The organism is Microvirga massiliensis, from assembly GCF_001006805.1.
In the GTDB taxonomy this organism is placed as follows: domain Bacteria; phylum Pseudomonadota; class Alphaproteobacteria; order Rhizobiales; family Beijerinckiaceae; genus Microvirga; species Microvirga massiliensis.
Genome location: NZ_LN811358.1, coordinates 75,888 through 79,995, shown reverse-complemented (window position 1 = coordinate 79,995; position 4,108 = coordinate 75,888). Strand labels below are relative to the sequence as shown.

The following is a 4,108-nucleotide window of genomic DNA, read 5'->3' as shown; positions in this document are numbered from 1 at the left end:
GGCGGCTCCGAGGGCTGCTGCCGTGCCGACCAGTGCGGGAGCAAGCCAGCGGCGGGAGCCAGCCCCTGACGCTGGCTCGGCGGGAGCACCGCGCGGGTCGAATCGACCGTCCGCGCTATCCCGGTTCGAAGCCTGATCCGGATGCATGCCACAGCTGCCCGCCCAATCGCCAGGATCACTCCTCGTCAGGCCGGCTCCCATTTCCAAACTGCGCATGCACCCTCTCCATTACAGTGACGGGCAACAACGCTTTGGACCGGAATGGGTTGCTGCATTGCACAATGCGGAATGTCGCACGCCATGCCTTTGGCGCATGCCCAATCCTGCGACATTACGAACCTCGTTCTGGCTCTACCTTCAACCGACCGTGCCCTTCGGCAGCCCTTCTCAGCCGCTCCAAGGCGGCCTTCGAGGTGGAAGTCAGGGCTGATCAACTGAAAGCCGCTCCCGAGTTCCGCTATGAGGGAAAGTGGAAGCGCTGATTGTTCTCGCTAACTTCGATCAGCACCGTCTCTCCTACAGCCTCGCATCCGGGATGCAGGGAAGAAGCGTGATGCGGAAAGCCCGCCAATTCCCGAGGGCGCTGACGGGCATTCCCGGCGCTCAGCCGAGGGCCGTGTCTGCCGTGGGTTGTTCGAGGAAGAAGCGCATCATCTCGCGGCTGGCATCGGGCCCACGTGGCTCGGTGTAGGATCCAGCCGCGCTCCCACCCGACCAGGCATGGCCGGCGCCGTGAAGCACCCACTGCTCCAACATTGGCCACCCGGTTTCATCTGCCTGAATGGTGCGCGTGTAACCGATTCCGCCCGGAGCCGCGCCGCGGCTGACGATGGTTCGCAGATCCGCGGCAGCCTTCGCCTGGGCAACAACCTGATCACCATTCACCGGGTTGACGGTCGTGTCGCGGTCGCCGTGAAAGACGATCGTTCGAACGGGACCGCCGGGGCGGCGTGAAGCTCCTGCATTCGGCGGTCCGCCCTGCTTCATCGCTGCAAAGGCGGACGGCATGTCGCTGGCAGCCCCACACGCGAGGCCGGAATGAACGCCAACGGCAGCATAGAGATCGGGATATGTGGCGCCCAGGATGGCCGCCGCGGCGCCTCCGGCTGACAGGCCGGCCACGTACACCCGCCCGGGCTCGACCGGGAAGTCGCGCATGATCTCACGGGTGATGCCCGCGATGAGCGACGGCTCGCCCCGGTCACGCTGCTGATCTCCTGCGCTGAACCAGTTCCAGCACTTTGACATGTTCGCGGCCTGCGTCTGCGCGGGATACGCGACGAAGAAGGTCTGCTCCTCGGCCAGATCGTTCATTCGCGTGCCGGCGGCAAAGTCGTCGGGCGACTGGGTGCAGCCGTGCAGCATCACCACAAGGGGCAGCGCCTGGCCGGTATAGCCACTCGGAACGTAGAGCTTGTACGCTCTGCTGCCGGCCTCATTGGCAAAAGTGCGCTCCTCAAAGCGCGCTCCGTCCGGCACCGGAACTTTGGGGCGGTCCGCGGCCGGCCTGACCAGTCCGTTGAGCCCGGCTGAAGTGCCGGATTGCGCCATCCGCTTCATGAGGTCGCGCAGAGCTTCGGGCACTTGCGTGGGGCCGAGCCTCTCGGGGCGATCGACACATGGCTCACCACCGGTCGGCGGTGCCGTCCAGGAGCCTGGGCTGCCTGGTGGGGGCGGCACCATGTCCAGGATGGAGGCCTCGCGCTTCGTCTGTGCGGCACCGCCCTTGGTGTCGGACGGAGAGGCGGATGCTGGGGCGCTCGGGAGCACGCCGCGCAACACTGCCATTGCCTCTTCGAGCCGCCCTTCGCGGGTGAGGCGGGTCGCCTCCACCATGTCGATCTTCTGAAATGCGTTCATGAACGTGGATCCTAATGAGCGTTGGCTTGCGGCTGAGCGAAAGCGTTGCCCGTCCGAGGGAAAGGGAGTGGTCTTGAAGGTGAGGCCTGTGCTTCAGGCGGAAAAACCGGACCGTCAGCGGATGCGGTCGCTGAGAGCGGCCTTCACGGCGGAACTGGCGTGCAAGGCACCGAGCACGTGAATGGAGGCAATCGTGTTGCGTGCCAGTTCGGGCGAGACGTCCGGGGCGATCACGGCCAGCCCAAGAACCTGGATGTGGAGCATCTCACCGGCCGCTTGCACGGCCTCGAGATCCTGCCGGCTGTACTGCCGCAGGCCGAGATCAAGCTGATGTCGGGCGACGGACTGCTTGACTGCATCCCTGTGGCGGTCGAGCTGGTTGCGGATCGCTGTCCGGATGAAGTCGGTGCGGTTGGAGTAGAAGCCGTCCTGCACCAGAAGGTCGATGTGTCCGAGGTCGACATAGCCGAGATTGATTGTGATCTTCTCGGTATCTGCCATTTTCGGCCTGAGTACCCGCACGTTGTCTGTCATGATCACCATCCTGTTACCATCCAGCTGGATGGCATTTGGAGGTGGATCGGCGGATTACAAGGCGCACCTACCGATCCCCTCACCGCCGGTCGCGAAACATTTGTTCGGGGCCTCTGCCGCGCAATCGCTGCCAAGGTCGGGTCAGCGGCAATCAAGAGCGTTGGGGAGAGTTCGGGCTGGCAGTGTCATGACGAGCCAGTTTGCCACGAACGGGAACCGTGGCGCTCAGCCGAACCGTCCGGGTCGCCACGCGGGCCTCAGTCCGCATCGCCTGAACTGATCCACAGAGAGCAGGTTTGCACCGATCCGGATCCGTGTATTAGCGCCAGCCGGAATACGAGTCGGGCGAAGATCGGCCCAACCGAGCAATGTTCGAATATGCCTCAGCAGCCTGAGACAGCCGGGGATATTGCACGCGCGGCTGCCTTTTCATGCGCGGCTGCCTTTTCATTCTGTCCTTGCAAACTCCACACTCACACCTCAGCAGGTGCGAATGGAACCTGATCAGGCGGGATTAGCGGTCTCCCGGATGCCAGGCGAATACCTCAATCCCGGCGCTGTTCAGGATCCGCAAGCCGTCTGGCAATTGCGGCATGTCGAGGGTCTCGAACAGAGAGATTGCCCGCACCTTGGCGGCCTCAAGATCGGGAACGTCCTGAGAGATCCGCGCGAGCATGGCATGCGCACCGTCGCTGGCCCGTATGCGGAAGAACTCGATCGTGAATTGCATGAGCGCCGCTCCCGGTTTGCGCCGAGCCTGTGCGAGCAAAGACCTCGCCCGATGCTGGGTCCAGCTCGCCCGGCTGAGCATTCCAAGTGCCCGGCAGTAAGCCATGACCTCACTCATGAGAAGGTTCTGACCTGGCCCGAGGGGGAGCACGCTATGTGTGCCTGCAAGCGAAAGTGTAACGACGATGCTCGACACTCCGTCCCCTGAGCCAGACCCTCAGGTCCCGCCGGGGTGATCCTTGTCGAGGTTTTGTGTGCCGGTGCTCACCATTCCGCTACCCCGCGGTCGCTCTATCACCGAGCCTCAACAAAAACCCCGCCCAGCGGCGCCGGGCAAGGTCGGGAAGATCGATGCGCATGCAATCTGGAGGCCTAGGCGGCACCCCGCTGAGTATTGTTCGGCCTCTGCGCAGCAATCGTTCTGGCAGCCTCGTCTGCGACCCGTGTTGAGACTACGGCCATCCTCTGCGCGCTGTCGATCGTCTCGCGCAGCCGCTCACGCATGAACGCGCTCTGAACGGTCATCAACTCCGGAACCGACTGGCAGCGCGCCAGGGCGGTGAACCCGTCGAGGTTCTTTTGCAGGCGCTCCTGCACCAGCTTGAACCATTCCTGGGACAGATCCTGGAAGCCACGGGCCAGGACGTTGCCTGTCTCAGCCATCGCCCTGAGGTTTTGTGATGACTGCTGCGCGAGATCCTGGGCCTGTTCCCCCGTGCGGTTGAGCATCTCGATGGTCTGGTCGGACGTGCGCTGCGCGACCTCCGTCATGGTGTCGAGCCCTGTTCGAACCGCGTCGGATCGAAGCGCCCTCTCACAGCACGGCATCCAGGCCTCTGCCGGTCAACTCAAGCGCTTTCGGTCAGGTGAACGCGAATCCGCGTTGTGCAACCTTGCGCCCTTCAGAGGTCAGGAAGAGCAGTCTGGATGCGCGAGATCCCTGCGCACCGCTTAGTTAGACGCTTCGCGCAAGCGAGACGATCAT

Annotated in this window: 5 protein-coding genes; all 5 read right to left on the bottom strand. The window is 63.7% G+C overall.

Annotated elements, in window-relative coordinates:
* Nucleotides 1–216: hypothetical protein (locus BN1233_RS49180; protein WP_048708285.1), on the bottom strand; the 216-nt coding region annotated here is incomplete at its 3' end.
* A 387-nt stretch (nucleotides 217–603) separates the two neighbouring features.
* Nucleotides 604–1,860: an extracellular catalytic domain type 1 short-chain-length polyhydroxyalkanoate depolymerase gene (locus BN1233_RS24555; protein ID WP_046866276.1), complete on the bottom strand. Its 1,257-nt coding sequence runs from the start codon at nucleotides 1,858–1,860 to the stop codon at nucleotides 604–606.
* A 114-nt stretch (nucleotides 1,861–1,974) separates the two neighbouring features.
* On the bottom strand, nucleotides 1,975–2,394 hold the full coding sequence (locus tag BN1233_RS24550) for a CopG family transcriptional regulator (protein ID WP_046866546.1): 420 nt from the start codon (nucleotides 2,392–2,394) through the stop codon (nucleotides 1,975–1,977).
* Between the two features lie 514 nt (nucleotides 2,395–2,908).
* Nucleotides 2,909–3,124: a hypothetical protein gene (locus BN1233_RS44255; RefSeq protein WP_046866545.1), complete on the bottom strand. Its 216-nt coding sequence runs from the start codon at nucleotides 3,122–3,124 to the stop codon at nucleotides 2,909–2,911.
* A 371-nt stretch (nucleotides 3,125–3,495) separates the two neighbouring features.
* The gene (locus BN1233_RS24540; protein ID WP_046866275.1) at nucleotides 3,496–3,951 is read right to left on the bottom strand and encodes a phasin family protein; all 456 of its coding nucleotides are present in this window, start codon (nucleotides 3,949–3,951) and stop codon (nucleotides 3,496–3,498) included.
* Between the last annotated feature and the right edge of the window lie 157 nt (nucleotides 3,952–4,108).